This window comes from Acutalibacter caecimuris (genome assembly GCF_034335085.1).
GTDB lineage: Bacteria > Bacillota > Clostridia > Oscillospirales > Acutalibacteraceae > Acutalibacter > Acutalibacter caecimuris.
Genome location: NZ_JAWXXJ010000005.1, coordinates 47,824 through 73,178, shown reverse-complemented (window position 1 = coordinate 73,178; position 25,355 = coordinate 47,824). Strand labels below are relative to the sequence as shown.

At 59.3% G+C, this 25,355-nt stretch carries 19 protein-coding genes; 10 read left to right on the top strand and 9 right to left on the bottom strand.

The genetic code is table 11. From position 1 onward, the window contains the following. Positions 1-10 precede the first annotated feature (10 nt). The gene (locus U8U01_RS04520) at positions 11-1,219 is read right to left on the bottom strand and encodes a hypothetical protein (RefSeq protein WP_322170961.1); all 1,209 of its coding nucleotides are present in this window, start codon (positions 1,217-1,219) and stop codon (positions 11-13) included. A gap of 2 nt (positions 1,220-1,221) precedes the next feature. Next, complete coding sequence (locus U8U01_RS04515) at positions 1,222-1,899, bottom strand: ABC transporter ATP-binding protein (RefSeq protein WP_322170959.1); 678 nt, start codon at positions 1,897-1,899, stop codon at positions 1,222-1,224. 402 nt (positions 1,900-2,301) lie between these two features. Between U8U01_RS04515 and U8U01_RS04510 the strand changes: the two genes are divergently transcribed. From U8U01_RS04510 to U8U01_RS04495, 4 genes are all read left to right on the top strand, one after another. Further along, on the top strand, positions 2,302-3,699 hold the full coding sequence (locus tag U8U01_RS04510) for an MATE family efflux transporter (protein ID WP_322170956.1): 1,398 nt from the start codon (positions 2,302-2,304) through the stop codon (positions 3,697-3,699). A 177-nt stretch (positions 3,700-3,876) separates the two neighbouring features. Further along, the gene (locus U8U01_RS04505; RefSeq protein WP_322170953.1) at positions 3,877-5,625 is read left to right on the top strand and encodes a Na/Pi cotransporter family protein; all 1,749 of its coding nucleotides are present in this window, start codon (positions 3,877-3,879) and stop codon (positions 5,623-5,625) included. Between the two features lie 82 nt (positions 5,626-5,707). Next, positions 5,708-6,379, top strand: a complete 672-nt coding sequence (locus U8U01_RS04500) for a winged helix-turn-helix domain-containing protein (RefSeq protein ID WP_322170950.1) — start codon at positions 5,708-5,710, stop codon at positions 6,377-6,379. Continuing rightward, a complete protein-coding gene (locus U8U01_RS04495; RefSeq protein WP_322170947.1) occupies positions 6,376-7,734 on the top strand; it encodes a sensor histidine kinase in 1,359 nt (452 codons plus the stop codon). Before U8U01_RS04500 ends, U8U01_RS04495 begins: the two co-directional genes overlap by 4 nt. Before the next feature lie 7 nt (positions 7,735-7,741). On the opposite strand, the gene U8U01_RS04490 is transcribed toward U8U01_RS04495, so the two are convergent. Both U8U01_RS04490 and U8U01_RS04485 read right to left on the bottom strand, forming a co-directional pair. Then, on the bottom strand, positions 7,742-9,376 hold the full coding sequence (locus tag U8U01_RS04490; RefSeq protein ID WP_322170944.1) for an ABC transporter ATP-binding protein: 1,635 nt from the start codon (positions 9,374-9,376) through the stop codon (positions 7,742-7,744). Next, positions 9,373-10,254: a helix-turn-helix transcriptional regulator gene (locus U8U01_RS04485; RefSeq protein WP_322170942.1), complete on the bottom strand. Its 882-nt coding sequence runs from the start codon at positions 10,252-10,254 to the stop codon at positions 9,373-9,375. The genes U8U01_RS04490 and U8U01_RS04485 overlap by 4 nt, the downstream gene beginning before the upstream one ends. Before the next feature lie 178 nt (positions 10,255-10,432). Between U8U01_RS04485 and U8U01_RS04480 the strand changes: the two genes are divergently transcribed. Next, entirely contained in the window at positions 10,433-11,986 is a 1,554-nt protein-coding gene (locus tag U8U01_RS04480) for a glycoside hydrolase family 43 protein (RefSeq protein ID WP_322170941.1), read from the top strand. A gap of 82 nt (positions 11,987-12,068) precedes the next feature. Here U8U01_RS04480 and U8U01_RS04475 read toward each other — a convergent pair whose 3' ends face one another. The 4 genes from U8U01_RS04475 to U8U01_RS04460 form a co-directional block, all read right to left on the bottom strand. Beyond that, positions 12,069-14,075, bottom strand: a complete 2,007-nt coding sequence (locus U8U01_RS04475; protein WP_322170938.1) for a beta-galactosidase — start codon at positions 14,073-14,075, stop codon at positions 12,069-12,071. A gap of 125 nt (positions 14,076-14,200) precedes the next feature. Further along, positions 14,201-15,922: an extracellular solute-binding protein gene (locus U8U01_RS04470; protein WP_322170935.1), complete on the bottom strand. Its 1,722-nt coding sequence runs from the start codon at positions 15,920-15,922 to the stop codon at positions 14,201-14,203. A gap of 119 nt (positions 15,923-16,041) precedes the next feature. Next, positions 16,042-16,947, bottom strand: a complete 906-nt coding sequence (locus U8U01_RS04465) for a carbohydrate ABC transporter permease (RefSeq protein ID WP_322170932.1) — start codon at positions 16,945-16,947, stop codon at positions 16,042-16,044. A gap of 15 nt (positions 16,948-16,962) precedes the next feature. Then, positions 16,963-17,925 (bottom strand): ABC transporter permease, encoded by a 963-nt coding sequence (locus tag U8U01_RS04460; RefSeq protein WP_322170929.1) that lies wholly within the window; start codon positions 17,923-17,925, stop codon positions 16,963-16,965. Positions 17,926-18,805: 880 nt separating this feature from the next. Here U8U01_RS04460 and U8U01_RS04455 point away from each other — a divergent pair. The 5 genes from U8U01_RS04455 to U8U01_RS04435 all read left to right on the top strand — a co-directional run bounded on the left by U8U01_RS04455 (position 18,806) and on the right by U8U01_RS04435 (position 24,195). Further along, complete coding sequence (locus U8U01_RS04455; RefSeq protein ID WP_322170927.1) at positions 18,806-20,065, top strand: aminopeptidase P N-terminal domain-containing protein; 1,260 nt, start codon at positions 18,806-18,808, stop codon at positions 20,063-20,065. Positions 20,066-20,086: 21 nt separating this feature from the next. Beyond that, positions 20,087-21,172, top strand: coding sequence for an ethanolamine utilization protein EutH (locus tag U8U01_RS04450; RefSeq protein ID WP_322170924.1), 1,086 nt, complete (start codon positions 20,087-20,089; stop codon positions 21,170-21,172). A gap of 743 nt (positions 21,173-21,915) precedes the next feature. Beyond that, complete coding sequence (locus U8U01_RS04445; RefSeq protein WP_322170921.1) at positions 21,916-22,593, top strand: TetR/AcrR family transcriptional regulator; 678 nt, start codon at positions 21,916-21,918, stop codon at positions 22,591-22,593. Then, positions 22,532-23,413, top strand: a complete 882-nt coding sequence (locus tag U8U01_RS04440; RefSeq protein WP_322170918.1) for an ABC transporter ATP-binding protein — start codon at positions 22,532-22,534, stop codon at positions 23,411-23,413. Before U8U01_RS04445 ends, U8U01_RS04440 begins: the two co-directional genes overlap by 62 nt. Continuing rightward, on the top strand, positions 23,410-24,195 hold the full coding sequence (locus U8U01_RS04435) for an ABC transporter permease subunit (protein ID WP_322170915.1): 786 nt from the start codon (positions 23,410-23,412) through the stop codon (positions 24,193-24,195). Before U8U01_RS04440 ends, U8U01_RS04435 begins: the two co-directional genes overlap by 4 nt. A gap of 303 nt (positions 24,196-24,498) precedes the next feature. Here U8U01_RS04435 and U8U01_RS04430 read toward each other — a convergent pair whose 3' ends face one another. Further along, positions 24,499-25,353 (bottom strand): MurR/RpiR family transcriptional regulator, encoded by an 855-nt coding sequence (locus U8U01_RS04430; RefSeq protein ID WP_322170913.1) that lies wholly within the window; start codon positions 25,351-25,353, stop codon positions 24,499-24,501. Between the last annotated feature and the right edge of the window lie 2 nt (positions 25,354-25,355).

The window sequence follows — 25,355 nt, the reverse complement described above, 5'->3', positions numbered from 1 at the left end:
CGCTCCCTCCTTATTCCGATGCCGTCAGCAGGGCCAGCGGGTCAAAGCGCAGGACCAGCGCCAGGGCCAGGCAGTTGCCCAGGCAGGCGCACAGTAAAAACGCCCCGCAAATCAGCAGCCCGCCTCCCAGGGAAAGCCCTGCCCCCAGCACCATAGCCGGCAACACCAGCAGGCAGCCTGCCAACTGGGCCGCAAAGGCCGCCAGGAAGTTTGCCAGCGCGCTGAGCAGCCGGGGCCTGCCCAAAGAGCAGGCAATGGCCATATCCCGCCGGGCGCCCCGCATGATCAGGAAGATCGCCAACACCACCAGCCCGATCACCAGCACAAAAAAGGGCACCAAAAACTGCCTGAACAGCAAGATATTCTGCCCCAGGGGCTCGGTAGCCGTGATGTACGGCTCGTCGTCCACCACAATGGTTGCCCCGCCAAACTGGTCCTGTGCCTCCGGGTTGGGCTCCAAAAAGGCCATATCATAAATCCCGGCCTTAAAGTGGTTCAGCCGGCGGGGGTCCTTCAAGTCGCCGCTCAGGGTGTTGTAGTAGAACTTCACGCCCCTGGCGTCGGCCTCCTTCCGCAGCCAATCCACCGGCACCAAAAAGGTTTTGGGGTATGCCGTGCTGTGGTTGGTGCCAACCACCGTCAGGGTCATGTCCCCCAAGGGGTCATAGCGCACCGCGCCGCCCTGCTCGTAAATATGTAGGTAGATGGGAAAGGTAAGTTGATCCCCCACCGCAATGCCGTTTTCCTCGGCGAAGAGTTCGTCCACCAGGCATACGGGCTGGTCGCCGGTGAAGATCCCCTCGTCGTAGCCCTCCATAAAGGTGAACACATAGTCGTCGCTAAAAATAGCGTCCCGGCTGTTGATAGCCGCAATGTCCGCGTCGCCCCCTGTAAAGGGCTCCTCCCGGCGGGCTTTCCCACTGTAAGCCCCTGCCGCCCTGGCCCCGTACAGGAAATGCTCCAGGTACTCGCTGGCCACAAAATTATCAAACTGGATGGTGGCAATGTTCAGCCCCGCGGACATCTCCCCGGTGCTGTTGGTCACATCCACCCGTACGGTTGTCACCTGGGTCAGCCGGTCAATGGCCTCCTCATTGGCCCGGATATTCCCCAGGTAAAAGGCCATGCATCCCGCCAGCATGGCCGATGCCAGCAGCAAGATCACCGTGCGCCCCTTATTACGCAATAGCTGCCAGGCCGTGTCCCGCAGTGTAAACACGCTCAGCCCTCCTTTTCCTTTTCTATACGCCCATCCCGCATACGGTACACCACATTCGCCTGGGCCGCGATGCCCAAATCGTGGGTCACAACAATGACACAGCGGTTTTCCTCCCTTGCCAGCCGCTTGAGCAGGCCTATCACCAGCCCGCCGTTCTCCGAGTCCAGGTTGCCGGTGGGCTCGTCGGCCAGCAGCACCTTCGCGTCGCTGGCTAAAGCGCGGGCAATGGCTACCCGCTGCTGCTGCCCCCCAGAAAGCATTGCCGGCAGCTTGCGGGGGTCTACCTCCTCCAGGCCTACGGCGCCCAGCAGTTCCCTGGCCCTGGCCTTCGCCTTGGCCGCCGGGTGTTGGGCAATACGCATAGGGTACATCACGTTTTCCAGGATGGTCAGGTGGGGAAACAGGTTAAAAGCCTGGTAGATCACCGCCACATTTTCCCGCCGGTGGCGCTCGCTGCCAATCCCCCCCACCGGCTGGCCCTGGGCCATTACCCGGCCCTCATCGGGTGTCCCCAGCCCCGCCAGCATAGAAAGCAGGGTGGTCTTGCCGCTGCCGGACTGGCCCACAATGGCATAGAACTTCCCCGCCTCAAAGCTACAGCTTACATCCGTCAGGGCCTGCACCTTCTGGTATTTGCTCTGGTAGACATAGGTAATGTTTTCCGCCTGTAGTACACACATAGTTAAGCCTCCTCTTTTTCCATCTCCATCTACACGAAAGAATACAGGGATCCCCGAAACGGTTACAGGGAACAGAAAAAACTTTATGCGCCCCCCATTCCCCCCTTTACACCCCCTCTTTGCCTCATATAGTATATACATTGTAATATATTTCTAGCTCTTTGTCAATCCATATCCATTACAAAACGCAGAAACTTCCGCCACTTTCCTATCCCCTGTATCTCCCACTCCCCGCCTGGCGGGATAAAAAACACCGGCTTTCTTGTCTTTTCACAAAAAAGCGTGTATAATAGGGGTATGCAACGTAGGCTGAAAGGCAGTTTCGCGTTTTTCCGGGACGCCTTCCGCCCTGCGCACATCACATCCAGGAGGGAAGTTTATGAAAAAAAGGGGATGGCGCTCTTGAGCGGCACACAGGCAAGCTGGCTGGACAAATACTGGGTACGGGACAAAGGGTTCTACCGGAAAGTGGTCGTTATCCTGATCCCCATCGTGTTCCAGTCCATCATCAACCAGGGCGTAAACATGATGGACACCATCATGGTAGGCAAGCTGGGGGAGGCGTCCATTTCCGCCTCCAGCCTGGCCAACCAGTTTTACAACATCTTCGTGTTCCTGTGCATGGGCATCAGCGCGGCGGGACTGGTACTTTCCAGCCAGTATTTCGGGGCCAAAGACCTAAAAACCGTCCGCCGGGTATTTGACCTGGTTTTGCAAATCGTTATCATCGGCGGCGCAGCTTTCGCGCTGGTAACGTTCCTGCTGCCCACCCAGATCATGGGCATCTTTACCACCGAAGAGGACGTCATCGAACTGGGTGCCCAGTACCTGCGGGTCACGGCGCTGATCTACCTGCCCCACGGCATCAGCCTGGTGCTCAGCAATGTGCTACGCTCCATAGGCAACGCCAAGCTGGGGCTGTATGTATCCATCGCGTCCTTTGTGGTCAATATTGGCGCCAACTACATATTCATCTTCGGCAAGCTGGGCGCGCCCGCCTTAGGGGTCATGGGCGCGGCTGTGGGCACGCTGATTGCCCGGGCGGTAGAGTTCCTCTTCTGCGCCATCTACCTGCTGAAATACGAAAAGGTGCTCCAATACCAGGTGCGGGGCCTGTTGCGCCTGCCCGGCAAAGCCCTGCTGGGCGAGTTCCGGCGGCTGGGTATGCCCGCCATTATCTCCGACTCCCTCCTGGCCCTGGCCGCCAGCATGATCTCCATCATCCTGGGCCACATGGGCAAAGAGATCGTTTCCGCCTACGCCATTGTCACGGTCATGGACCGGATGGCCACCGTAGCCATCCAGGGGGCCACCAGTGCCGCCGGGGTCATTATCGGCCAAACCGTAGGCGAGGGTGAATTTGAGCGGGCCCAGAAAGAGGGTTGGACTTTCCTGATCCTCTCGGTATTCATCGGCATATTCGGCGGCATTTTGGTGCTGGTCCTGGGCGAATGGTCCATCGGCCTCTATGAGATCGCCCCCTCCACGGTGGATATCACCATCCGCATGATGGAGGCCAGCGCTGTCATCGTATTCTTCCAGGCCGTACAAAGCGCCCTGTCCAAGGGCATTCTCCGGGGCGGCGGCGACACCAAGTTCCTTATGGTGGCGGACATTATCTTCCAGTGGGTGGCCTCGGTGCCGCTGGGGGCGCTGGCCGGGCTGGTGCTGCACCTGCCCGCGGCCTGGGTGCTCATCGCCCTGCGCATCGACTTTATCATCAAATCCGTATGGCTGGTATTCCGGCTGAAAAGCGGCAAATGGATCCACAAAGCCAAAAAGATGGACCCCGCCGCTTGACCGCCATATAACAAACAGGCGCAGGGCCAAAAGGCCCCGCGCCTGTTTTGGCAAGGGGCCATCCACAGCCCCTGCCGCAACTTTACATAGATTTTACATGATTTTGATAGCAGATTTGAACTGCCATTGTTATCCTTTCATTATGCGGGCACCATAGCAATGGAAAGGAGCAAGATCATGGACATATTTAACGGTTTGGAAATGCTGGGCGGGCTGTCCCTGTTCCTGTTCGGCATGAGCGTAATGGGACAGGCGCTGGAACGCCGGGCCGGCAACCGGCTCCGGGATATCCTGGGCAAACTTACCACAGGCAAGGCCGCCGGGCTGCTTACAGGGCTGGGGGTTACGGCGGTCATACAAAGTTCCTCGGCCACCACGGTCATGGTGGTAGGCTTTGTCAACTCCGGGCTGATGGCCCTGCGGCAGGCCATCCACGTAATCATGGGGGCTAACATTGGCACCACCGTAACCGCCTGGGTCTTAAGCCTCGCCGGTATCGAAAGCGACGCCTTCTGGGTGCGGCTGCTAAAGCCCTCCTCCTTCACCCCCATCCTGGCCCTCATCGGCGTTGTGTGCTATATGTTCTGCAAAAGCCCCCGCAAAAAGGACACCGGCGCCATCCTGCTGGGCTTTGCCACGCTGATGTTCGGCATGGAAACCATGTCCGGCGCAGTTTCCGGGCTCAGCCGCTCGCCCGGTTTCCAGTCCCTGTTCCTCCTGTTCGAAAACCCGGTCTTAGGGGTGCTGGCCGGCGCGGTTCTCACGGCCATCATCCAGTCCAGTTCCGCTTCCGTGGGTATCTTACAGGCGCTGGCCGCCACCGGCCAGGTCACGTACGGGGCGGCTGTCCCCATCATCATGGGGCAAAACATCGGCACCTGCGTCACAGCCATCCTCTCCTCCGTGGGGGCCAATAAAAACGCCAAGCGGGCGGCCCTGGTACACCTGGCCTTCAATGTCATCGGCACGGCCGTATGGCTGGCTGTGTTCTCCCTGGCCAGGGCCCTTCTGGCCCCCGCGTTCCTGGAGGCCCCTGCCTCCCTGTTTGGCATCGCCGTGGCCCACTCCATCTTCAACCTGCTGTGCACCCTGCTGATGCTCCCCCTTTCCGGCCTGCTGGAGCGGCTGGTCATCCGCCTGATCCCCGACGGCAGGGATGCCGGGGGCAAAGCAGAGTTGGACGAGCGCCTTTTCGCCACCCCCTCCATCGCGCTGGAGCAGGGCCGTGAGGTGGCCGCCGCGCTGGCCGGCGCCGCCGTTTCCGCCCTCAAAGAGGGCCTGTCCGCCTTTGCTGCCTACTCCCCCGCCCTAGCAGATTCCGTCCGGGAAAAGGAGGCCCTTACCGACCACTATGAAGATATCCTCGGCACCTATCTGGTGCACCTGAGTGCCCAGCGTATCAGCGCGGCCGACAGCATGGAGGCCACCAGGCTTTTGAAGATCATCGGCGACTTCGAGCGCATCGCCGACCACAGTGTTGGCCTGCTGCTCTCCGCCGAAGAGCTCCGGGGCAAGGGCATCTCCTTCACGCCGGAGGCCCAGGCCCAGTTCGAAGTCATCGCCGCCGCCACTGGCGAAATCCTGGACCACACCCTGTCCGCCTTCCTTTCCAACGACCAAAACGCCGCCGTATGCGTAGAGCCCCTGGAGCAGGTTATTGATATCCTGCAAGAAGAACTGCGCACCAGCCATATCCTGCGTATGCAGGAGGGCGCCTGTTCCATCGGCGCGGGCTTTGTGTGGTCCGATATCCTAACCGACCTGGGCCGCACCGCCGGCCACTGCTCCAACATTGCCGGCTGCGTCATGGATATGTCCGCCCAAACCATGAACCTCCACGCTTCCCTGCGGGAGTTCCGGGACAGCAGCCCGGCCTTTGGCGAAAAATATGCCGCCTACCTGAAAAAATATGCCGTACCGGTATAGCGCAGGCCCGCCCCTTCGTGTATAATGGTTCCCAGCCACCCTACGGGCCAACCGCCCGCCAAAATCAGGAGGATACAGGCAAATGATCTATTGTGTAGAAGATGACGGCAGCATCCGCGACCTGATGCTCTATACCCTGCAAGCGGCAGGTTTCCAGGCCGTTGGTTTCCCGGATGCCCCGGCCTTTTGGGCCGCGCTCCGGCTACAGTCGCCGGAACTGGTCCTTTTGGACATTATGCTCCCCGGTGAAGACGGCGTTTCCATCTTAAAGCGGCTGCGGGCCGGCGCGGCCACCCAGTCCCTGCCGGTCATTATGACCACCGCCAAGGGCACGGAATACGACAAGGTGATCGGCCTGGATCTGGGCGCGGACGATTACCTGGCCAAGCCCTTTGGTATGATGGAGATGGTTTCCCGGGTCCGGGCCGTGCTGCGCCGGGCAGCCCCGCGGGAGGCCGCCCCCCTGTGTGCCGGCAGCATCGAGCTCAACCCCCGTACCCACACGGTCCTAGCCGAGGGTCTGCCGGTACAGCTCACCCTGAAAGAATACCAGTTGCTTTACACCTTTTTGGCCAGCCCCGGCCAGGTTTTCACCCGCGGCCAGCTACTTACCCAAATATGGGGCGCCGGTTACGTGGGCGAAACCCGCACGGTCGACGTCCACATCGGCACCCTGCGGGCCAAGCTGGGCCCCTGTGGCGACCTGATCGAAACCGTACGGGGCGTGGGCTACCGGATAGGAGGCCGCTTATGACAAAACGCATCTTCCGCACCATCCTTTTGGTGGCTTTGGGCGTGTTTACGGCCAGCGCACTGCTCTTCCTCTCTGTGCTGTACGATTACTTTTCCGCCCTGCAACAGAACCAACTGAAAATCCAAACCGAGTTGGCCGCCCGTGGCGTAGAGGCCGGAGGCCGCCAGTACCTGGAAAGCCTCACCGCCGGCCAATACCGCATCACCTGGATCGCCGCGGACGGCAGCGTGCTGTACGACAGCGTCACCAGCCCCGGGGAGATGGAAAACCATCTGGCCCGGCAAGAGGTCATGGACGCTCTCTCCGGTGGCTACGGTGCCAGCACCCGCACCTCCGCCACCCTGACCCAGCGGTACCTTTACAGCGCCCGGCTGCTGCCGGACGGGACAGTCCTGCGCCTCTCCATCGCCCAAAGTTCCCTGCTCACGCTGATGCTTGGGATGCTCCAGCCGGTGGCGGCCATCTGCGTTGTGGACGTGGCCCTGTCCGTCATCCTGGCCCACCGCCTGTCCAAAAGCATCGTCAGCCCCCTAAACCGGCTGGATCTGGACCACCCCACCGAAAACCGCGGCTACCCGGAGTTATCCCCCCTGCTGGGGCGCATTGGCAGCCAGCAGCAGCAGCTAAAAGGGCAGGCGGCCGCCTTGCAGCAAAAGCAGGCGGCGTTGGACAAAGCCGAGCAGCTTCGCCGGGAGTTTACCGCCAATGTTTCCCACGAGTTAAAAACGCCCCTGCACGCCATTTCCGGCTACGCCGAGTTGCTGCAAACCGGCATGGCCGGCCCGGCAGACATCGCCCCCTTCGCCGGTAAAATCTACGGGGAGGCCCAGCGCATGGTCCGCCTGGTCGAGGACGTCCTCAACCTAGCCCATCTGGACGAAGGCGCCAAGGATATGCGCTGGGAGGCCCTGGACCTCCACGATACCGCCGCCCAGGCCCTGCACAGCCTGGAGCCCACAGCCAAAGCCGCCGGTATCTCCCTGCACCTGGAAGGGCAGCCGGCCCCCCTGCGGGGCGTCCCGCAACTGCTGCACAGCATCGTCTACAACCTCTGCGATAACGCCATTAAGTACAACCACCCCGGCGGCAGCGTCCGTGTCCGCACCGCCGTCGAAGAGGGCAACGCCCTCCTCACGGTCAGCGATACAGGCATCGGCATCCCCCCGGACCAGCAGGAGCGGATCTTTGAGCGTTTCTACCGGGTCGATAAAAGCCGTTCCAAAGAGGCCGGGGGCACCGGCCTGGGGCTCTCCATCGTCAAGCACGCTGTCATCATCCACCACGGGGAGATCACCCTACACAGCAGCCCGGAGGCGGGCACCACTGTCACGGTACGGTTCCCGCCTAGCCGCTGACCGGCGCCTACAGGCCGGGCAGTTCATACACCCTGGTAAACTGCTCCTTCCGCCGGTCCGTCAGGTGGTGGCTTACCAAAATCAGCGTCAGGTCCGGGTTTGCCAGCAGGCTCTCTTCTACCATGTCCGCATTGTCCTGATCCAGCGCGCTGGTGCCCTCGTCCACCAGCAGGATGGAGCGCTCATGGATCAACGCCCTGGCAATGGCCACCCGCTGCCTCTGCCCGCCGGAAAGGTTCTGCCCCTCCTCCCCCACCGGCGTATCCAGCCCCTCCGGCATGGCGGCAAGGTCGCCCGCCAGGGCACTGTCCCGCAGGGCCTTTTGTAGCTGCTCTTCCGTAAAAGCCTCCCCCAGCGTAATATTGTCCCGTACCGTCCCGTTAAATAGGAATACATTCTGCTCAATATACCCCATCTGCCGCTGCAACTGTTCCGGGGTGCAGTCCCGTATGTCCCGGCCGTCCCAGCAGATGCGCCCCGTATACCCCGGCAACCAGCCCATCAGCAGCTTGAGCAGGGTAGATTTTCCGCAGCCCGAGGGCCCGGTCAGGGCATACTTGCCGCCCTTTTGAAAAGCAAGGTCAACATCCCGCAGCACCGGCCTTTCCTGATACTGAAAAGCCAGCCCCTCTACAGAAATCCCCTGGCTGATAGGCGCAAGGCCCCTTTCCTCCCCGTCCCGGCCCCCACTGCCGCCCACGGTGATCTTCTCAAAAAACGGCCTGGCCGAGGAGAAGGACAGCAGCAGCCCCGCAATACTCCCCAGCGCATTCGAGAGCATCCCGCAAAGGTTGCCACCCGCCGCCAGAGAGCCCGCCTGGGTATAGCCCCAAATGGCCAGCAGCCCCACCAGCCCCGTAACCAGTAGCTGGCAAACCACGTTGACGCAGCCCACCCCGGCCCCAACCAGCCCTTTCCTGTAGGCCAGCCGGAACCGCGGTTTCTCAATCTGCTCACTGGCCTGGCCGGCGCAGTCAAAAAAGCGTTTCTCCCGCCCAAAGGAACGCAGCACGTCCCAGCCCGCAAGCAGGTCTTTCAGGCTGCCAGTGGCAGCGGCCTGGGCCTGGGCGCACGCCTCCCCCAGGCGCTCCATCCGCTTGTTGAAAAGCTGGGGCACAAACAGCATCACCACCGTCGTCACCAGTGCCGCCAGTACCAGCGACCAGTGGATGGCCAGCAACACCAGCACGCTGAACAGCGCCGTAGCCCCCATCTCCACCAACTGAAAGAAGGGTTTCCAAGCCAGGTTCTCAATCTGGTTCACATCGTTGGTGAACCGGGAGAGGTACTCCCCCGTAGCTGTGCTATGGTACGCCTGATGGCCCATACCGGCCAGCGTGGCGGCCATGTCCTCCCGCAGGGCATTGTTCAGCCGGCGGATCGTCCGGGCCTGCAACAACTCCCACAAAACGCTAAACCCCATTACGCCAAGCCATACCCCTGCCAGCACCATCATCCACCGGCCCATACCGGCCAGATCCCCCTCAAACACCCGCTGGAACACCTGCGCCGTCACCAGCGAAGCCCCGGCCTGTGCCCCGCAAATAGCCAGCAGCGGCAAAACCGCCAAAATCACCGGCCTATGGAATTTTCTAAGATAATACGTCAAAGTGGCCGTATTCTTTTTACTCCGCTTTTTCATTGTTCCCCATCCTCCTGTTTCTTCCATTTCCCGCCCCGCAGCAACGGGTCCTCGTCATCATAAAAGTACATATAGTTGCAACTGGTTTCCATAAACCCCTGGGCCGAGAGCAAAAAGGGCACCAAAGTCAGGGGCTCGGCCAGCTTATAGGCTTTTACCTCGCCCTCTTCCAGTTCCAGTTTCATAGACCACAAAATCTCCAGCCCCTCCAGTTCCTCCAGCAGCGCGGTCACTGTTTCCAGCGGCAGCCCGGACTGCCGGGCAATCACCGGCGGGACAAAATAATAGGATTTACGCCAATACAAGCTGTCCAGCAGTTCCAGGCAGCAGGGCTTTGCCAGCACCGCAAAAAGCTTGCGATACTTGTCCATCGGCGCAAAGAAGGCCGCATAGCCCTGGGGCGGCTCCGGCCACAAGGTCACAAAGGCCATATCCTCGGCGTGCACGTCCACCAGCAGCCCGCCGCCCCCGCGTATCTCCGTATACATAATCTGCTCCTTGCCCTCCACAGTGGTGCGGCAACTTTTCGGGTATTCCATTTTGGGTACGTCCAGGCCCTTAGGCAAAAAGCAGCTTATCTGATCCCACACCAGGCGGCAAAGCCGCCCCATCCGCTCCCTCTCCGGCAGGGACCGCAGCCACCGGCCCAGCGCCTCCCCCGCGTCCAGCTGTTTGGCCCCATCCAGGCCAAACAGCCCGTCAATGGTCACGCCCAGCTTTTCGGCCAGCAGGGGCAGCAGTTCCACGTCCGGCGCGCCGCCCTTCTCCCACTTGCTCACCGCCTGGGCAGAAACCCCCAACATCCGCCCCAGTTGTTCCTGGGTAAGCCCCCGTTCCCTGCGCAGGGCGGCAATATTTTCCTGCAATAAGCCGGTCATTCCACCACCTCATTTCTCTTGATGGTTGAATTATACCAAAAACGCCGGTTGAATACAACCACGCCGTTTTTGCAAATACTAAACCATTGGTTGATCCCCACTCCCCGCCCCGCCCTTGACAACCCCCCACCCATATGGTATAATTTGACAAAACTCTCCCACAACAGGAGGCGCCGCTATGAAATATCACAACCCGGTCATTCCCGGCTTTTACCCGGACCCCAGCGTCTGCCGGGTCGGGGCAGACTACTACCTGGTCAACAGCAGTTTCGAGTTCTTCCCCGGGGTTCCCCTCTACCACAGCGCCAACCTGGTCAACTGGCAGCAAATCGGCCATGTACTCACCCGGCAGGGCCAGCTACCCCTTACCGGCTGCCGCACCTCCGGCGGGATATTCGCGCCAACCATCCGGCACCATAACGGGCGTTTTTACATGATCACCACCAACGTAGGCCAGCCCCTCCAAAATTTCATCGTCCATACCGGCGATATCCACGGCCCCTGGAGCGACCCCATCCTGCTGGATCAGATGGGTATCGACCCCTCCCTCTTCTGGGATGACGACGGCCGCTGCTACTACGTGGGCACCCACAACGCCGCGGACGGCCAGTGCATCGGCCAGTTTGAGCTGGACCCCGACACCGGCAAGCGCCTGAGCGAAACCCGGCCCATTTGGTACGGCACCGGTGGCAAGTGCCCGGAGGGGCCCCATATGTATAAGGTCAACGGCCTGTACTACCTGATGATCGCCGAGGGCGGCACCGAGTACGGCCATATGGAAACCATCGCCCGGTCCGATAACGTGTGGGGCCCCTTCGAAAGCTGCCCCCACAACCCCATCCTCACCCACCGCAACCTGATGCCCGGCTACGAAGAGATGTGCGGCCCCGGCTATGTGGACATCCAGGGCACCGGCCACGCCGACCTGGTAGAGGACAGCCAGGGCAACTGGTGGCTGCTGTTCCACGCCGTACGGCCCACCCAGGGCCAGCTACACCATATCGGCCGGGAAACCATGCTGGCCCCGGTCCAGTGGGTAGACGGCTGGCCGGTGGTCAATGGCGGCAAGCCCATAACCGCCCAAATGTGCACCCAAGATACCCCCGGCGCTGTCCCCGGCGCAGACGGCTTTGTCCCCCAAAACCCCTTCTCCGTGGCGGCCGCTTTCACCCAAATGTCCCGGTTCCCGGCTGATTGGGCCCATCTGCGCAATCCCCGCCCGGAAAACTACCGGTTTGAACAGGGCCTGGTGCTGGCCGCCTGTAGCGATGACCTGGACAGCCTGGGCTCACCCACCTTTGCCGGGGTACGCCAGCGCCAGTTTGACGCCCAGGTTACCGCCCTGCTGGAGCCCTCCCCCCAGGAAGGCGCCCAGTCCGGCCTTACCGTGTTCCACACCAACGAGCAGCACTACGACCTGCTCATAACCACCCAAAACGGGCAGCGGCAGGTCCTGCTGCGCAAGCGCGTCTGCGACATGGTCACAGAAACCCCGCCCGTCACCCTGCCCGGCGACGGCGCCGTGCGCCTGCAAATCAGCAGCACCAAACAGGGTTACACCTTCTCTGTCAGCCCCCAGGGCAGCGGGCCCATCGAGCTGGGCCACGGCCGCAGCCAGCTCCTCTCCACCGAGGTCATGGCCGGCACCTTTACCGGGTGTTTCTTCGGGGTATTCGCCCAGGGTGCCGCCGGCAGCAAAGCCCGTTTCCTCCACTTCGACTGCCGCTATTAGCGCCCCCATCCCCCTTACTTCCCACGTTTTTCCGCATAAAAGAGGCTGGCTGCCAAATGGCAGCCAGCCTCTTTTTGTTCTTTTAGCGCTTGATCAGCAAAGTATCATAGGGTTTCAGTACCGCCGGGGCCACTTCCCCGGTCAGGATATCCTTCTCCCCCTGGAAACTCTCCGGCAAAGGCTGATCCTCCCCCGTAAAGTTCATCAGGAACCAGAATTCCTTCCCCTCTTTCACCCGGCGGGTCACCTCCAGGCTGGTATTCTCCTCCATAATCGAGCATACCCCCGCGTCGGCCACAAAACCGTTCAGCAGCTTTGCCAGCCCCGACCCGTCAGGCTGGGTGCCCACATAGTATACCGCCCCCTTGCCAAACCGGTTCTTTGTAGCGGCAGGCATACCGGCGTAAAAGTCCTCGCCATAGCTGGCCAAAGGCTCCGCGCCCTCCAGGCGGATCAAGTCGCACACCAGGCTGCACTTGCACTGGCTGCCGTCCGGGAACAGCATGGTATTGGTCTGTTCCGGGGCCAGGGCGTCTATCTCCTCGGCCCACAGCCCGCACATCCTGCGCAGCGGCCCCGGGTACCCGCCCAGGTGCACATTGTCGCTCTGGTCCACAATGCCGCTCATAAAGCCCGATACCAGCGTGCCGCCGTTTTCCACATACTGCTCCAGGGCCTGGGCCATGCCCTCCTTCACCATGTATAGTACCGGGGCCACAATGGCCTTATACTTGCTGAAGTCCCCGTCCACCGGCACCATATCCACCGGTATATGCCGCTCGTAGAAGTACCGGTAATACTGGTGAATCTGGTCCACATACTTCAGGTCCACATTGGGTCCGCTGGTATATTCCAGCGCCCAATAGTTGTCCCAGTCAAACAGGATGCCCACCTCTGCCGGGCTGTCCGCGCCCAGCAGTTCGGTGCCCAGGGCCTGCAATTCCGCGCCCAGTTGGGCGCACTCCTTAAACACCCTGGTATCCCCGCTGCCCGCGTGGCTGATCACCGCCCCGTGGAACTTCTCGCAGGCGCCCTTTGACCGCCGCAACTGGAAAAACTGGATGGTATCCCCGCCGTGGGCGATGGTCTGGTAGCTTTGGGCCCGCATCTGGCCGGGCCGTTTCAGCGAGTTATACGGCTGCCAGTTCTGCTGGCTGGGGGTCTGCTCCATCAGCATAAACGGCTGATTCTTCAACCCGCGCATCAGGTCGTGGCGCATGGCGGTAGAACTCCACGGGGTATTGTAGGCCGGGTAATTGTCCCAGGAAACCACATCCATCTCCTTGGCCCACTTAAAGTAGTCCAGCCCCTTGTAGGTACCCATCAGGTTGGTGGTAATGGGCGTGTCCGGGTCGTACGCCCGTATAGCGTCCCGCTCCAGCTTATAATTTTCCAGCAGGCTGTCCGAGAGGAACCGGTCATAGTCAATGGAGATGCCCGCAAAAGCCGTTTTCCGGGTCCAGCCAGAGCCCATGCCGTCGGCCAGGTTATTGGGCGCCACAATCTCCTCCCAGTCGTAGAAGGTGTGCCCCCAAAATTCCGTGTTCCAGGCGGCGTTCAAGGCGTCCAGGCTGCCATACTTTTTCCGCAGCCACACCCGGAAAGCCTTCTCGCAGTTTTCGCAATAGCACCCGGTGTTGTATTCGTTGTTGATGTGCCAGCAGACCACATGGGGGTTTTTGCCGTAGCGTTTCGCCAGTTCACCGGCCAACTGCCCGGCAAACTTCTGGTATACCAGGCTGTTGGGGCAGTGGTTGTGCCGCTGGCCGAACTTATGCCGCCGGCCCTCAAAGTCCACCCTGGTAACTTCCGGGTGCTTTTTCACCAGCCAGGCAGGCATAGCCCCGGTAGAGGTCGCCAGCACAATGTCTATATCCTCCCGGCTGAGCATGGCAATGATGTCGTCCAGCTCAGAGAAATCATAGCGCTCCTCAGCAGGCTGCAATTTCGCCCAGGAGAACACATTCACCGTAGCAGAGTTGATACCCGCCTGCTTAAACAGCCGCATATCCTCCTCCCAAACCTCCCTGGGCCACTGGTTGGGGTTGTAGTCACCGCCATACAAAATGCGGTTAAAAGGGGTTTTCATAGGTACTTTTCCTTTCTCGGCGTATATTTTTTGCCGATGCCACGCTATCAAGGAACGCCGCCCGAAGGGCAGGTTCCTGACCCTCCGGGCGGCGGTTGATAGCTATGATTGTAAAGCCTTATTCTTTACAGTTTGCCATCCATAAAGTCCTGGTACCACTGCAACCAGGCGCCATACTGCAAATCGTCCAAACGCTTGCAGTAAGCATCCCAGGTAGCGTCATCAAAGCCGTCCATAATGGCCTGCGAACGGAACTGCTTGATATAGGCTTTCAGATCTGTTTCAATAAAGGAACGCTCGTCGATCGCATCAGGGCTCACATAGGCCTGGGGCAACTGGCCGCTCTTGGGCACAAAGTCCTTGTCAACCTCGGCAACCATCTTGTCGCGCAGCGCCGCAGCAGGGGAGATATCCCCGTCGTTCTTGGGGGTCTCGGCCTTGGTCATCAGCGGGGGGTCATTTACGGTGCCCAGGGTGTACTTCATGTGCTCAAAGGTGTATTCGGGGCTGGTGTTCTCAGGCACTACAAAGTAGTAGCCGCTGCCATCCTCGTACTCGTCCCACAGGGTGCCCTTCTCGCCTATGGCAACGGTCATCTTGCTCTCCGCGTCGCGGGCCAGGTAGTCCCACAGCCGCAGGGCGGCTTCGGGGTGCTCGCACTGGGTGGTAATAACCCACTTGTTCTTCTGGATGGTAGACCGGTCCACTTCGCCGTTGGCAACCGGCTGTACGCCCTCTTTGGCAGACAGGGTGGGCAGCACGACCCAATCCTTCTCCTGCTCGCTGGAGAGGTACTCCAAAGCAGTCCAGCTATAGTAGGTACCTACCTGGTTGTTCTTGATCTTGTTGGAGAACACCTCGGTGTTCTGAGAGAAACCTTCCGCGTCAATCAGGCCCTCTGCATACAGCTTGTGGAAGAACTCCAGGTACTCCCGGTATTCGGGGGTATTCACCGTGGGGCTCACCTTGCCGTCGCGGATATGGAAGTTGGAGTTGGTGTCGCCGTAGCCGTTGCCAATGCCCCAAATGCCAATGTCATTGGTGATGGAAGCGCACCACATATCCTCCGCAAAGCAGTAGGGGATCTCATCCGCCTGGCCGTTGCCGTTGGGGTCGCCCTCTTTAAAGGCCTTCAGCACTTCATAGTACTCGTCCAGGGTGGTGGGCACTTCCTTGCCCACCGCGTCCAGCCACTTCTTGTTGATGATCTGGATGCCGTCACCGGTGTTCTCGTACAAAGACTCATACCGGCCCAGCATACCGTAGATGTGGTTGCTGGGGGTGGTGGCGATGGTCCGCCAGTCAATGCCCAGTTCGCTGTAGGTTTTCATGCAGTTGGGGGCAAAGGTGTCCAGCATCCCCTCCAGCTTAACCAACTGGTCCTCGTTCTGCAAAATCTGCGCGTCGCTCAGCAGCCCCCAGAACACGTCGGGCATATCGCCGCCGGCCAGCATCAGGGGCACTTTCTCAGCGGCAGTACCGGCAGCCAGTTCCACAAACTCCAAGGTCAGGCCGGTTTCCTCGGTAATGTTCTTAAAGCTGGCCTTCTCGTTGTAGCTCTTGGTGGTGTCCAGCATATGCCGCTCTTTGGCGATCTTCAGCGTCACAGGCTCGTTGACAATAGGCAGAGCCGTACCGGGGTTGGTCCCGTTCACCGCTTCGCCAGAGGGCTCCCCGGCGTCGCTGCTCTCCGGCTCGCTGGCGTCGTCGCCTGCCTCAGAGCTTTCCGTCTGGGATGAAGACTCAGGCGCCGCGGACGAGCTGGAAGACCCGCTGTCCCCGCCGCAGGCTGCCAGTACCGTGGCCATCAGGGCCAGGCACAGCAGCAGTGCAAGAATTTTTTTCATGGTTTTCCTCCTTGATACAGAGAATTTTGGTTTTCGTCTTTTGCAAGACGTGTTTATCCGACAGCCTCCGCCGGGGCAGCCCGGCGCGGCTTAACGGCCATAGGGGGCCGGGCGGCCCGTCAGCCCTTGATAGAGCCGATCATAACGCCCTGCACAAAGTACTTCTGGATAAACGGGTACACGCAGATGATAGGCACCGTCGAGATCACAATCGCCGAGTACTTGATCACGCTGCTCATCTGGGCCAGCCGCTGGGCGGCCATAGGGTCTGTGCCCGTATCCGCCGTGTTCATGTTGGCTACCAGCAGGATCTCCCGCAGCACGTTCTGCAACGGCAACTTGTTGTAGTCGCTCAGGAAGATCATAGGATAGAAGTAGGAGTTCCAGTAGCCCACCGCTATGTACAGGGCAATCACCGCCACAATGGCTTTGGAAAGCGGGAATACGATCTGGAACATAAACCGCGTGTTGCCGCAGCCATCAATGGAGGCCGCCTCAAACAGGTCTTTCGGCAGCGTAGAGGCGCAGTAAGAGCGCACCAATATAATGTTATACACCGAAATACAACTGATGATCACCATCAGGAACCGGGTATTATATAAGTGCAGGTTGTTGATAATGATATAGAAGGGGATCATGCCGCCCTGGAAGTACATGGTAAACACAAAGGCTTTCATAATAATCCCAGCTCCCGGCAGGTCATTCCGGGAAAGGGCATAGCCCGCCAGCACCGTGCAAAAAGTGCCGATCACCGTACCGCCCACCGTGTAAAGGATGGTATTGCCGTAGCCCATCCAGATTTTCGGGTCCTGTAGGGTACGTTCATAGCCCAGCCAGGTAAAGCCACGGGGGTACAGCAAAATGGTACCGTTGTTCACATACTGGGCGTCCGAGAAGGAGGCCATCAGCACAAACCACAGGGGGTAGATAATGACCACCAGCAGCAGCAGCAGCAAAATAAAGGTGATCATATAAAAGGCCCGGTCAAAGGCAGGTTCTTTGATCGCGTTAGGGTTTCTCGCCATAGTATGTTTCCCTCCTTACCACAGGCCGGAGCCAAAGATCTTGTTGGAGATCTTATTGGCGGCAACCAGGATGGTGAAGTTGATCAGGTTGTTCATCAGGCCAATGGCAGTGGAAAAGCTGAACTGGTTACTTACAAGGCCGATCTTGTACACATAGGTAGAAATGATCTCCGACACATCCGCAATCAGGTCGTTCTGCATCAGGAATACCTTCTCGTAGCCCACATTCATCACATTGCCCAGGCTCATAATCAACAGGATAATCATGGTGGGCAAAATGGTGGGTATGTCAATATGCCAGATGCGTTGTAAGATGTTGGCCCCGTCAATCACCGCCGATTCATGCAGTTCCGGGCTCACCCCGGAAAGGGCCGCTATGTAGATAATGGAACTGTACCCCATGCTCTGCCAGATGCCCGACCACACATACATATGGGGGAACAAGTTGGAAATGCCCATAAAGTAAATGGCCTCGCCCCCAAACGCTTTGATGATGGTGTTAACAAAACCGCTGCTGGGCGAGAAGAACAGTTGCATCATGGCCACCAGTACCACGGTGGAGATGAAGTAGGGCATATAGGTCACGGTCTGGGCAAATTTCTTAAACTTCAGGTTTTTTACATAGTTCAAAATAATCGCCAGGATGATCGGGAAGGGGAACCCCGCCACCAGGCTGTAAATGCTGATGGTCAGGGTGTTGCTAATGATCTCCCAGCAGCGTGGCGTGGCGAAGAACTGCTTAAACCACTTCAGCCCCACCCAGGCGCTTTCCCAAATGCCGGTGCCGGGCCGGTAGTTTTTAAAGGCGATCTGCAGGCCGTACAGCGGCATATACATAAACAGTATAACAAACACCACGGCCGGTATGAGGAAGATATACAGTTCATAGTTTCTCCTCATCAGTTTCAGGGTTTCGCCGCGCTTTTTCTGTTTGTCGGTAGGCGTGGCGGGCGGGCCGGTCTTTACTTTTGCAGCCATTGGGGAGCTCCCTCCTTGCCACCTGCCCCATAGCAGCTTGGGGCAAGATGTTAATAATCTATGTCGAGATTGATTATATCACGTAAAAATAACTTTGTCAATAAGCACAAAAAAAAAAAAAAGCGTTATTTTTCTTTATACAAAATAACAATCCCACGTTCAATATGACCAACCCGCCTCCCCCGACTTTGAGCAACCCGCCAAACCCGCCCCAATCCCCCCTCCCCTCCCGCCACGCATAACAACGTATGACATTGTCTATTGTCAACCTTCCCACCCCTTACCTCCGCTGCTGTCCTCCTGCTGCCTCCGGCGGCGGAGAGTTGGCTACGCCAACTCTTGGGCTTTGATTCTCGGCTGCCGCCTCGGCCGGCGACGGGAAATCGCCACCTAAGAACCCCACCACTTTTGAAAAAGTGGACAAAACTTCCATGCGCTCCCGTTTGAACGCCCCCCATTCCCACTTTCCCTTTATATTACACAACGCTCCCCCCCACCCCTATCCCCTCTTGAAAAAAGTGAATAGAACCTTTCCATTTCACAACTTCCATTCAAAATAAAAATTAATATACGCGTATACGCGCTTTGCTACATTTCACAACAAAGCCCACGAAACACATCGCGCCCCCCTCCTCAAAAGTTTTTGCGGATCCTTAAGAGGCTTTTTTCAAAAAGCCTCTTAAGCGGGGTGTGGGGCAACGCCCCACGACCTTAAAAGCCCCCTCCACAAAAGTTTTTGCGGATCCTTAAGGGGCTTTTTCCAAAAAGCCTCTTAAGCGGGGTGTGGGGCAGCGCCCCACGACCTTAAAAGCCCCCCTTGACGCTTTCCCCTTTTTTCGCTAATATAGTGTAAGATAAACCACAAAAACGGGAGGTTCCCATGACAAAAGAATTCTTCACCCAAAACCGTGCCCGGCTCTACAGCCAGATGCAGCCCGGCTCCCTGCTGGCCCTGTTCTCCGGCCTGGAGGTCCGCAAGACCAATGACGAGTTCTACCCCTTTTACACCAACCGCAACTTCCTCTACCTCACCGGCCTGGACCAGAAAGAGTTGGCCCTCCTCGTCCAGAAAGACAGCGCCGGCCAGATAACCGAAACCCTCTACCTGCTCCCCCCAGACCTTATGGCCGAGCGCTGGACCGGCGAGCGCATCCAGCCCGCCCAGGCCGCGGAGGTTTCCGGCATCGAAACCATCGCCTTCGCCGCCGGGTTCCAGGAAGACTTCCACCGGCTGGCCTTCAGCGGCCGGTTCCGCTATCTGTACCTGGACCTGTTCCGGGTGGCCCCCACCGATCGGGACACGCCCGCCCACCTGCTGCTCAAACGTGCCGCCGGCAGCTATCCCCACCTGCGGGTCGAGGACGCCAATGCCCCCATCCGCCGCCTGCGCACCCTAAAGCAGCCCTGCGAGCTGGCCGCCATGCGCCAGGCCGAGGCCATCACCACCGCGGGCATTACCGCCATGATGCAGGCCTCCCGGCCCGGTATGTACGAGTACCAGTACAAGGCCGTGTTCGACTACACCCTGGGCCAGTACGGCCCCCACGGCCCCGGATTCCCCTCCATCATCTCGGCTGGCAAAAACAACTTCTGCATCCACTACTACGCCTACCGCGGCCAGGCCCAGGACGGCGACATGGTCCTCAACGACGTGGGCGCCTGGCACGACGGCCTGATGACCGACGTTTCACGGGGCTGGCCCTGCAACGGCCGGTTCTCCCAACGGCAGCGGCTCCTTTACGAATGCGCCCTGGCCACCTCCGACCATATGTTCCGCATCATCCGCCCCGGCATGGCCATGAAGGACGTGGACGGCGAGATCCGCCGCTATAATGCCCTACAGTTGAAAGAGGCCGGGGTTCTGGCCGATGTGGCGGACGTGGGCAAATATATGTGGCACGGCGGGGCCCACCACGTGGGCTTTGACGTCCACGACGTGGTAGAAACCCCCGAAACCATTGCCCCCAACATGGTATTTTGTGTGGATGTAGGCATCTACCACGAGGAATGGGGGATCGGTTTCCGCCTGGAGGACAACTGCCTGGTCACAGAAACCGGCTGTGAAAACCTCTCCGCCGCCACCCCCCGCACCGTCCGTGAGATCGAAGACACCATGCGCCAAAACTTCACCGGGTTTTAGCGCTGCCAGGGGGAAAATACCATGAACGAAGTACTCATGGCCGTCATGGCCCTGGGGGCTGTCCTGGGCGGGCTAGACCGCCTCCGGGGCAACAAATGGGGCTATGGCGATAAATTCGAAACCGGGTTCATGCTGCTGGGCCCCATGGCCCTGTCTATGGCGGGCATGATCTGCCTGTCCCCGGTCCTGGCCCATTGGCTGGGCCGGGCCATCGTCCCCCTGTACCGGCTGATGGGCGTGGATCCCGCCATGTTCGGCAGCCTGCTGGCCATTGATATGGGCGGCTACCAGCTTGCCCAGGAGTTGGCCGTCCAGCCCCGCATGGGCAGCTACGCGGGGCTGGTGGTGTCCGCCATTTTCGGCTGCACGGTGGTGTTCACCGTCCCCGTGGGCATGGGGGTCATCCTGCGTGAGGACCGCCCCGCCTTTGCACGGGGGATCATGCTGGGGCTGGCCGCCATGCCCGTGGGCCTCACCACCGGCGGGCTGCTCTGCGGCCTGTCCCTTCCGGCCTGCCTGTGGCAGAACCTGCCGGTATTCCTGCTGGCCCTGCTGCTGTTTGTGGGCCTCCGGCTCATCCCCCGGCAGATGGTGAAAGGTTTCTGCCTCCTTTCCGAGGGCATCCGCTGGCTGGTCACAATCGGCCTGGTGCTGGCCGCGGTAGAGTCCCTGACCGGCTGGAACCCTGTCCCCGGCATGGCCCCCCTCAGCGAGGCAATGGCCACCGTAGCCTCCATCGGCGTGGTCCTGCTGGGCAGCCTCCCTATGGCAGAGTTGATCCGCCGGGCCCTCACCCGCCCCTTTGCCTGGCTGGGGGAAAAGCTGGGCCTCAAGCCCCAAAGCCTTACCGGCATCCTGCTGGCCCTAGTCAGCGCCCTCCCCACCCTCTCCCTGTACAAAGATATGGACAGCCGGGGCAAGGTAGCCGCAGGGGCCTTCCTGGTCAGCGGCACCAGCCTGCTGGCCGCGCATATGGCCTTCGTGGCCAGCACCGAGCCGGCCTTCCTGGGCCCCCTCATCGCCGCCAAGCTTAGCGGGGCCTTCGCGGCCGTGCTGCTCGCCCTATGGCTCCCGCCGGGCAACTCCTCCCCGCCTGTAAAGCCCTAACCTTCCACCCATACCACCCACCAATCTCCCCGCACAACCCTTCCTCCCATCCCCACCCTGCCAACTGCCCCACCGCACCCCCGCTGGACAATCCCCCCACCTGTAAAGCCTCCGGCTTTCCTCCCCACACCCATACCACGCCCCCATCATTTTCTTCGCACAACCCTTCCACGCATCCCCACTCTGCCAACTGCCCCACCGCACCCCCGCTGGACAATCCCCCCACCTGTAAAGCCTCCGGCCTTCCTCCCCACACCCACACCACACCCCCACCATTTTCCCCGCACAACCCTTCCTCCCATCCCCACGCTGCCAACCACCCCACCGCACCCCCGCCGGACAACCTCTCCCCACCTGTAAAGCCTCCGGCCTTCCTCCCCACACCCACACCACGCCGCCTACCAATTCCCCCCGCACCATCCTTCCACCCACCCCCGCTTTACCAGCCACATACCCGCCCTATACTTGCGCCCCAAGCCCCCCAGATGCATTTTTATACACAAATACCGCACATAATACAATTATAAGAAAGCACACCCTGCCAATACCTGCACAGAATGGGTGTGCTTTCCTGCTATTATCCCCACCATACCCCCTTAAGACCCGCCCCCTATCTGCGTATGAATACGCCATACATCGCCCCCCTGGCTCGCGCCACGCACATTTTCCACAGGGGCCCCTTCACAAAAACGGTCAACGGAGTATAATAAAGGATGGGACAGCCAGTTAACAGGAGGTTTGCCATGAACGAGAAATTCTTTTCCCTTCCGGAGGAAAAACAGCAGGCCATCATCCGGGCCGGGTACCGGGTATTTTCCCAAAACTCCTACAAAAACAGCCCTATGAGCGAAATTGCAGGCTGTGCCAGGATCAGCAAATCCCTGCTCTTCCACTACTTTCACAACAAAAAAGAGCTATACCTCTTCCTATGGGAGCACTGCGCCCAAACCACCATTGATTTTCTGGCCAAACTGGACTGCTATGGCCAGCATAGCCTGTTTGAGGCCATGGAGCGGGGTATGCGGGCCAAAATGGCGCTTATCCGGCTGTACCCGGACATGGCCGCTTTTACCATAAAAGCCTTTTACGAAACAGACCCCACTATCCGTGCCGCTGTGCAACAAAGCTACCACAAGCACTTCCATTTTAAGGCGGACAAGGCCCGGCTGAATTTTGACCCCGCCCAGTTTGTACCGGGCCTGGATATCCCCATGATGTACCAAGAAATGTACTGGGCCACGGAGGGGTATCTGTGGGAAATGGTGCAGCGGGGCCCTTTGGATATGGGGCGTATGGAAAAAGACTTTACCCGGCTGATGGAATTTTGGAGGAGCGTATATCTTCGCAAGGAGGAAACGGATGGAAATCATCAAGGCAGTACAACTGACAAAACGCTACGGGAAAGTCCGGGGGATCATTGACCTGGACCTTTCGGTGGCAGAGGGCGAGTTTTTTGGCTTTATCGGCCCCAATGGCGCCGGCAAATCCACCACCATACGCACCCTGCTGGGGCTTATTTCCCCCACCGGCGGCCGTGCGTCCATTTTCGGAAAAGACATCGTTACCAGTAAACGGGAGATCTTGCGCGAGGTGGGCTACCTCCCTGCGGAGGCCACGTTTTACCCCGGCATGAGGGTCGGCGAGGTACTGCGGCTCTCGGCCGGGCTGCGGAAAATGGACTGTGCGGGCGAGCAATCCCGGCTCTGTGAGCGCCTACAGCTAGACCCTGCCCGCAAAGTAGACGAGTTGTCCTTTGGCAACCGGAAGAAAGTGGCCATTGCCTGCGCGCTGCAAAGCAGGCCACGGCTACTGATACTGGACGAACCCACCAGTGGCCTGGACCCGCTTATGCAGCGGGAATTCTTCCAAATTTTGAAGGAGCGGAACCAGGAAGGGGCTACCATATTCCTGTCCAGCCATGTGCTGTCAGAAATACAGCACCACTGCGGCCGGGCGGCCATTATCCGCGAGGGCAGGGTCATTGCCTGCGACCGGATAGAAACCCTTTCCAAAGCCAATGCCCGGCGTGTGGCCCTGCGCGGCAGCGCCGCCCTGCAAGGCCTTTCTGGTATACGGGATATGGTGGAGGCCGATGGGGCGGTAAGTTTCCTCTATAATGGGGAAATGGGGGCACTGCTGCAAAGGCTGGCCGCCGGGGATATTACCGACCTCACTGTGTCTGAGCCGGATTTGGAGGAAGTATTCCTCCACTACTACGAAAAGGATGGTGGCAAACAATGACGCTGGTACGGCATGAATTGAAACAGGGGCTAGCCTCCTTCTGCATCTGGACGGCCTCCATTGGGGCGCTGCTGGCTGTCTGCATCTTCCTATTCCCTGAGATGAAACCGGAGATGGACGGCCTCAGCGATATGTTTTCCTCTATGGGGGCATTTACTGCTGCTTTTGGCATGGATAAGCTGGGTTTTGGCACGCTGATTGGTTTCTACGCCATCGAATGCGGCAATATTTTAGGGCTTGGCGGGGCGTTTTACGCAGCCTTGTGTGGGGTGGGTGCCCTTAGCAAAGAGGAGGCCACAGGGACTGCGGAGTTCCTGTTTGCCCACCCGGTCAGCCGGGCCCGGGTGCTTACGGAAAAGCTAACGGCAGCCTTCCTGGAGATCACCGCCATGAATCTGCTCCTCTTCGCCCTTTCCATAGGCTCTATTGCCACAACCGGCGAGGACATCCCCTGGAAAGAATTGGCCCTGCTCCACTGCGCCTACTATTTGCTGCAACTGGAAATAGCCTCCGTCTGTTTCGGCATCTCCGCATTTTTGCGGAAGGGTGCTGCCGGGGCCGGCTTGGGTATCGCCACGATCTTATACTTTTTCAACCTGATTGCCAACATCGCTGAGCCGGCCGCTTTCCTGCGGTATATCACGCCTTTCAGTTACTGTGACGGCTCCTACATAGTGGCTAACGGCCACCTGCACGGGGCCTTTGCTGTGGCCGGCGCCACAATCGGGCTGGCGGGTATTGCCGTTGCCTACCTTAAGTATTGCGGAAAGGATCTCCGGTAGAGGCAACCGCCTGTTTTGCAAAGGGAATGCCTTTACAATCCTCCCACCGGCTTTACCCGCCGGTTGCGGGAAAACAAAATAGGTGCCAGGCTATAACGTCCGGCACCTGTGATTGACCGCCAACGGGCAGGCCCCCCAAACGCTCTGTCATAGTGGAACCCCGCCTATGGCACGAAAAAGCCGCCCCCAAAGGGACGGCTTTTTATTGATCCCCCAAACAGGCTGTAGCATGAGGAGGCATTTACGTAAGAAAGTTTTCACAGTTTGCATCTGAGGGGGAGGCAACGCCTACCCAGGCAGGCGTTATGACCTTTTCTTCTTCAGTTCCAGCCGGGTACGTTCCAGGTAGTCCTTCACCTCATGGTAGTTCTGGCTGACCACGCAGGAAAAGATGATGTCCACCATATTCATCTGGGCAATGCGGGAACTCATGGCCCCACAACGGATGGCCACCTCCGGCGCGCTAAGTCCAAAACAGATGTCCGAATTTTTGGCCAGAGATGTCTGCCCAAAGCGGGTAAGGGAGATCACCTTTGCCCCGCTCTGCCGGGCCATTTGGGCGGTTTCTACTACCTCTTTGGTTTCACCGGACCAGGAGATGGCTACCGCTACCCCCTTTTCCCCCAAATTAGCGGCCGATGTCAACTGGATATGGGGATCCCCATAGGCTGTACAGTTTTTGTTGATACGCATGAATTTGTACTGGGCATCCATCGCCACAATAGCCGACTCACCCACACCGTAGAAATCAATGCGCTGGGCGTTATACAGCCAACCGGCCGCCAACTGTAAGGCCTCCGGCTCCACCAGTGAAAGGGAGTTTTCCAGCGCCTTGCCGTTGCGGGCGGTTACGTTGCGGGCAATCGTTTCCACGGTGTCGCCCACATTGATGTCCGTATATCCGTCTGCGCTGCCATTGCTGTGGTTTACAGCCAACTCTGTCGCTAGCCCAATGGAAAAATCCCGGTAGCCCTTGCATCCCAGCGACTTGCACAGCCGCATAACCGCCGCCTTGCTGGAACCGCTTTGGCTGGCCAGTTCCTCTACCGAAAGCCCTACAACACCCTCCGGTTGCTCTAAAATGTGCTTTGCCACCTTGCTTTCAGAGGGCGACAAGTCATGTACTCTCTGGCTTAACCGCAGCATCACCCCGGTCATAA